The organism is Streptomyces anatolicus (assembly GCF_019400875.1).
Taxonomy (GTDB): Bacteria; Actinomycetota; Actinomycetes; order Streptomycetales; family Streptomycetaceae; genus Streptomyces; species Streptomyces anatolicus.
Window position 1 is genome coordinate 1 of the sequence record NZ_WMBF01000414.1, and the last position, 5704, is coordinate 5704.

At 73.3% G+C, this 5704-nt stretch carries 5 protein-coding genes; 3 read left to right on the forward strand and 2 right to left on the reverse strand.

The annotated features are described in order from the left end of the window. The coding region (locus GKQ77_RS26310; RefSeq protein ID WP_219691415.1) for a molybdopterin-dependent oxidoreductase at nt 1–1320 on the reverse strand (1320 nt) is incomplete at its 3' end. A 184-nt stretch (nt 1321–1504) separates the two neighbouring features. After that, nucleotides 1505–2155: a TetR/AcrR family transcriptional regulator gene (locus tag GKQ77_RS26315; protein ID WP_219691416.1), complete on the reverse strand. Its 651-nt coding sequence runs from the start codon at nt 2153–2155 to the stop codon at nt 1505–1507. A gap of 91 nt (nt 2156–2246) precedes the next feature. On the opposite strand from GKQ77_RS26315, the gene hmgA reads away from it, so the two are divergent. From hmgA to GKQ77_RS26330, 3 genes are read left to right on the forward strand one after another with little or no spacing between them, the layout of a single operon-like run. Beyond that, on the forward strand, nt 2247–3596 hold the full coding sequence (hmgA, locus tag GKQ77_RS26320) for a homogentisate 1,2-dioxygenase (RefSeq protein WP_219691417.1): 1350 nt from the start codon (nt 2247–2249) through the stop codon (nt 3594–3596). 36 nt (nt 3597–3632) lie between these two features. Continuing rightward, nucleotides 3633–4382, forward strand: coding sequence for a GntR family transcriptional regulator (locus tag GKQ77_RS26325; RefSeq protein ID WP_219691418.1), 750 nt, complete (start codon nt 3633–3635; stop codon nt 4380–4382). A gap of 25 nt (nt 4383–4407) precedes the next feature. Then, nucleotides 4408–5616, forward strand: a complete 1209-nt coding sequence (locus GKQ77_RS26330) for a type ISP restriction/modification enzyme (protein WP_219691419.1) — start codon at nt 4408–4410, stop codon at nt 5614–5616. Nucleotides 5617–5704: the final 88 nt, after the last annotated feature.

The following is a 5704-nucleotide window of genomic DNA, read 5'->3' on the forward strand; positions in this document are numbered from 1 at the left end:
CTGGGCGGGCGGGGGCGGCGGCAGGACGACGTGGGCGTGGCGCGAGGTCTCGTTCAGATACGGGTCGACGCTGACCATGAAGTCGAGGGAGCCGAGGGCCCTGTCGAGCCGGTCGCCGTCGGGCGCGGACAGGACGGGGTTGGTGGCGACGGCGATGAGGGCGCGGATCGCCCCGTCCCCGGGGGTGTCGATCTCCTCCGCGAGCGCGGCGAGCGGCAGCTCTCCCTTGGCCTCGGGATGTCCGCTGACGCGACTGTGCCGGCGGCCGAGCGTGAAGCCCTTGCCGGGGCCCGCGGGGCGCGGGGCGCGGGCGGTGGCGGCGAGCGGGAAGAGGGCGCCGCCGGGCCGGTCGAGGTTGCCGGTCAGGATGTTCAGTACGTCGACGAGCCAGTTGGTGAGGGTGCCGAAGGCGACGGTGCTCGCGCCCATGCGGCCGTAGACGGCGGCGGTGGGCGCGGCGGCCAGGTCGCGGGCGAGTGTACGGATGGTGCCGGCGGGCACATCGCAGGCGACGGCGACGGCCTCGGGGGCGAACTCCCGTACGGAATCCCGGAGTTCGTCGACGCCTTCGACCTGCCCTTCGAGCGCGCCGAGGTCCGTCAGCTTCTCCTCGAAGAGGACGTGGACGAGCGCGGCGAGCAGCAGGGCGTCCGTGCCGGGCCGGATCGCGAGGTGCCGGTCGGCGCTCTTCGCGGTGCGGGTGCGGCGCGGGTCGACGACGGTGAGCGTGCCGCCTCGCGCGCGCAGCGCCCTGAGCTTGCCGGGGAAGTCGGGGGCGGTGCACAGACTCCCGTTGGACTCCAGGGGGTTGGCGCCCAGGAGCAGCAGGTGGTCGGTGCGGTCCAGGTCGGGTACGGCGATGGCGTACGGGTCGCCGAAGAGGAGGCCGCTCGACACGTGCTTGGGCATCTGGTCGACGGTGGTGGCGGTGAAGAGGTTGCGGGTGCGCAGGGTGCGGAGCAGGAGGGGCGGGTAGAGGCCGCCGGCCATCGTATGGACGTTCGGATTGCCGAGGACGACGCCGACGGTGTCCGGGCCGTGCCGCTCGATCAGTGGCCGCAGTCCGGCGGCCACGGCGTCGAACGCCTCTTCCCAGCTTGCCTCTTGGAGCTTTCCATCCCTGCGGACGAGCGGGCGGCGCAGCCGGTCGGGGTCGGCGTCGGCCTCCCCGAAGGCGGCGCCCTTGGGGCAGATGAACCCCTTGCTGAACACGTCCTCCCGGTCCCCGCGCGCGCCGGTCACCCGTGGGCCTTCGACGGTGAGCGTGAGCCCGCAGGTGGCTTCGCAGAGGGGGCAGATACGCAGGGCGGTGCGGGGCATGGGCCCTCCCGGGCTGGGACGGGGGTGCGTGCGGGCCCAGCATACCGACCGGTATGCATCTGACTAGCCCCGCCGGTCGACTGCGGCGGGCCTCGGTCTGGTTGCCTGCGGGTGCGTCGTGGTTGCTCGCGCCGTTCCCCGCACCCCTGGGGTGCTGACCCCGGCCCCAGCCCAGAGGCGTGCGTCAGTCCAGCGACAGCGCGAGATACGCGTGCAGCAAGGTCCGCGCCTCCTCGATGAGGGCCGGCTCGCCCGATGGGCAAGAACGGAAGGCAAGCTGCAGCACCGCGTCCACCGCCTCGACCCCGACCAGCACGGTCCGGCGCAGCCGGTCGTCCAGGGGGCGGCCGATGTGGTGGGCGAGGAGGGCCGCCACCCGCTCCGCCACCCGTACGTTCGCGTCCGGCATCGCGTCCGGGGCCGAGGGGATGCCGAAGTCGACCAGGCCGAAACCGGGGACGGTCCGCTTCATCGACAGGTACTCGTCGAAGGCGGCGTCGACAGCCCCGCGCCAGTCCCCGCGCCCGACGCCGCGCACACGCGCGGCCACCCGCTCGGCGTACGCGTCGAGATTGCGGTGGGCCAGCGCGTCCGCGAGCGCCCGCTTGTTGCCGAAGAAGCGGTAGACCGAGCCGATCGGCACGCCCGCGCGGTGGGCGACGGCACGGGTCGTCAGGCCTTCGTAGCCGACCTCGTCCAGGACCCCGGCGCAGGCGTCCAGGATCCGGGTCAGCCGCTCCGCGCTGCGCTCCTGCACGGGCACGCGGCGCAGGGAGGCCGGCGGCCTCGGTTCCTCGGGCGGATCGCGGTGGGGCGTCCCGGGAGAGTGGGGCATCCCGGGAGAGTAGAGCATCGGCGCTCCCCCTTGCGGAAGGAAAAACCGAATCCTACGGTGTTCCATAGGAATCAGGCACCAGGGAGCGACGATGAGCGGGGACCACGTGAGCGAGACGAGCCGTGCGGGCCGGGACGACGCGCGCAAGACGGCCGAGAGCCTGAGCTATCTCTCCGGCTTCGGCAACGAACACAGCTCCGAGGCGGTGCCCGGCGCGCTGCCCCACGGCCGCAATTCACCCCAGCGCGCCCCCCTCGGCCTCTACGCCGAGCAGCTCAGCGGCTCGGCCTTCACCGAGCCCCGCGCCCACAACCGCCGCTCGTGGCTGTACCGCATCCGCCCCTCGGCCGCGCACCCCCGCTTCACGCGCGTCGACAACGGCACCCTGCGCACGGCCCCCTTCACCGAGTCGGTGCCCGACCCGAACCGGCTGCGCTGGAACCCCCTCCCCGACCCCGCGCCCGGCACGGACTTCCTGGCGGGCCTGTGGACCCTGGGCGGCAACGGCGACGCGACGCAGCGCACCGGCATGGGCATCCACCTCTACCACGCCAACTCCTCGATGACGGACCGGGTGTTCAGCGACGCGGACGGCGAGCTGCTCATCGTCCCCGAGCACGGCGGCCTGCTCCTGCGCACCGAGTTCGGGCTGCTGCACGCCGCGCCCGGCGAGGTCGCGCTGATCCCGCGCGGCGTCCGCTTCCGGGTGGAGCTGCTCGACGCGAGCGCGCGGGGGTACGTGTGCGAGAACTACGGCGCGCCCTTCCAGCTCCCCGACCTCGGCCCGATCGGCGCCAACGGCCTGGCGAACGCCCGGGACTTCCGGGCGCCCGTGGCCGCGTACGAGGATGTCGAGGGCCCGGTGGAGGTGGTGAACAAGTTCTGCGGCAACCTCTGGCGCGCCACCTACGACCACTCGCCCCTGGACGTCGTCGCCTGGCACGGCAACCACGTCCCGTACGTCTACGACCTGCGCCGCTTCAACGTGATCGGCTCGATCAGCTACGACCACCCGGACCCGTCGATCTTCACCGTGCTCACCTCGCCGTCCGACACCCCGGGCCTGGCGGGCGTCGACTTCGTGGTCTTCGCGCCGCGCTGGCTGGTGGGTGAGGACACCTTCCGGCCGCCGTACTTCCACCGGAACGTGATGAGCGAGTACATGGGCCTGATCGAAGGCGCGTACGACGCGAAGGCCGAGGGTTTCGTGCCGGGCGGTGGCTCGCTGCACAACATGATGTCCGCGCACGGCCCCGACCGGGAGACGTTCGACAAGGCGTCGGCCGCCGAGCTGAAGCCGCAGAAGATCGACGACGGCCTTGCCTTCATGTTCGAGACCCGGTGGCCGGTGACGGCGACGGAGCAGGCGGCCGACGCCTCCCACCTGCAGCGCGGCTACGACGACGTATGGCAGGGTCTGGAGCGCCACTTCCGCGACTGATGTAGCGCGACTGATCGCGACTGATTCGGAGAGACCGTGACCGCCTTCGCCCCGGACTCGATCGTCCTGAATCGGAAGTTGCCGCTCTGGTACCAGGTGTCGCAGTCCCTGCGCGCCTCGATACTCGGCCGTACCCCCGAGGCCCCGCTCCGGCTGCCCACCGAGGAGCAGCTGGCGGGGCATTACGGAGTGAGCGTGCTGACCATGCGGCAGGCGCTCAAGGAGCTGGAGGACGAGGGGCTGATCACCCGCCACCGCAGGCGCGGTACGTTCATCGAGCCGACCGCCCGGCGCGGCTCCCCCGTCCGCCTGCTCGGCTCGGTCGACGCGATCGTGGCCCAGCAGTCGGGCATGATCACGGAACTGCTCGACCACGGCACGGCTGCCCCGCCCGCCGAACTCGCCCCGTACTTCCCGGACTCGGTGGAGGTGGCGACGTACCACCGGCTGCGCAGCGACGAGAAGACGGGCGAACCGACCAACCACGCCCGCAACTTCGTCCGCCCCGAGCTTGCCGCCCGCATCGACCTGGACGACCTGGTGCGCTGGCCGATGACGAAGGTGCTGCGCGATGTGGTGGGGGCGCGCATCAGCCGCATCACGGACACCGTCGAGGCCACGCTCGCCGACCCGGAGACCGCCCGCCTCCTCCAGGTGCCGCTGCTCAGCCCGATCCTGCACTACACCGGCGTCACCTACGACGAGGACGGCCGCGCCCTGGACGTGGCCCGCATCCACTACCGCGGGGACCGCTTCTCCTTCTCGGTCACGCTCGAAGCGACCTGACGGGCCCGGGCGGACACGTCGTACGATGCCGGGCGTGACGCACGACGAAGCGCCGCTGCTCGCGGACCTCATGCCGTGGTCCGTCGCACCGCTCCGGCCGGGCCGCGGGTGGCCGATGGGACCGGACGCCGCCTCGCTGAAGGCCCGCTGGGCGGCCTTCCTCCGCGCGGACGAGACGGCCCGCGAGACCCTCTTCCGCCCGACCCGCTCCCGCACCCTGCACACCGCGGTCGCCCAACTCCCGGGCCACCAGGGCGGTACGGGCCGGCTGGCCAGGGAGTCCGGCCCGTGCCCCGAGCCCGTCCGCATCGGCCACGGCCCCTTCGACGTGCAGTGGCTGATCCCCGACCACCGTCTCATCGACGTGGCCCGCCCCGAGCTGTGGCGGGTCGCGGGCGAGGGCCAGCTCTTCGTGGTCGAACAGGGTTACGTGCCCGGAGCCGAGGGGCCCGCGGTCCTCGCGTCGGCCGCGCTGCCGGACGGGCGCTCACCGGCCGGGCGGCCCGGCCGCGTCCGGCCGCTGTTCCGCCGCCCCGGGGGCCTGGAGCCCAATGTGGCGCCGGGGCTTCTCCGTTATCTGGCGGGGCTGCTCGGCCAGGACGTCACGGCTCGGACGCTCCTCTCCTGGGTGCTCGCCGTGGGGTCGGGCTCGGCGGCGGGCTGCCGCGTGCCGCTCACGGCCGACGGCGGGCTCTGGGCGCGGGGCGTGGAGCTCGGGGAGCGGCTGCTGCGGCTCCAGCTGCGCGGAGAGGGGGAGCGCCCGAAGCTCCCCGGGGGGCGCAGGCCCTATGTCCGGGCGCCGCTGCCCGCGCGCCCCCGCTCATTGGCGTACGACGCCGCGGAACAACTCCTTCGGGTGGGTGAGGAAGGTGTCATCTCGCCGGTGCCGAAGGAGGCGTGGGAGTTCGAGGTGAGCGGGGTGCGGGTGCTTGAGCGGTGGTTCGGGCAGCGCGCGGGCATCGCGGAGGCTCAGCCGGGGACTCTGGAGGCGATCGGGCCCGGGGCGTGGCCGCAGGCCTGGACGTCCGAACTGCTCGAACTGATCACGGTCCTCGCGCTGGCCGCGGAAGTGGCGCCGCGACAGCGGGAGTTGCGGGACGCCGTCGACGAGACGGTCACCGGGGGCGATCTGCGGCGGGCGGGCGTCCTGCCCGTGCCCGACGGCGCACGGCGTCCGGCGTCCGTCCTCGATCACCACGAGGAGGGACCCGAGGGGCAGTTCGCGCTGCTCTAGGGCCTGCCCGCGCGAGTCCGGCACTGGCTATGCGAGTCCGGCACCGGCTACGCGGCTCCGGCGCCGGTCACGCGGGTGGGTGTGGGCG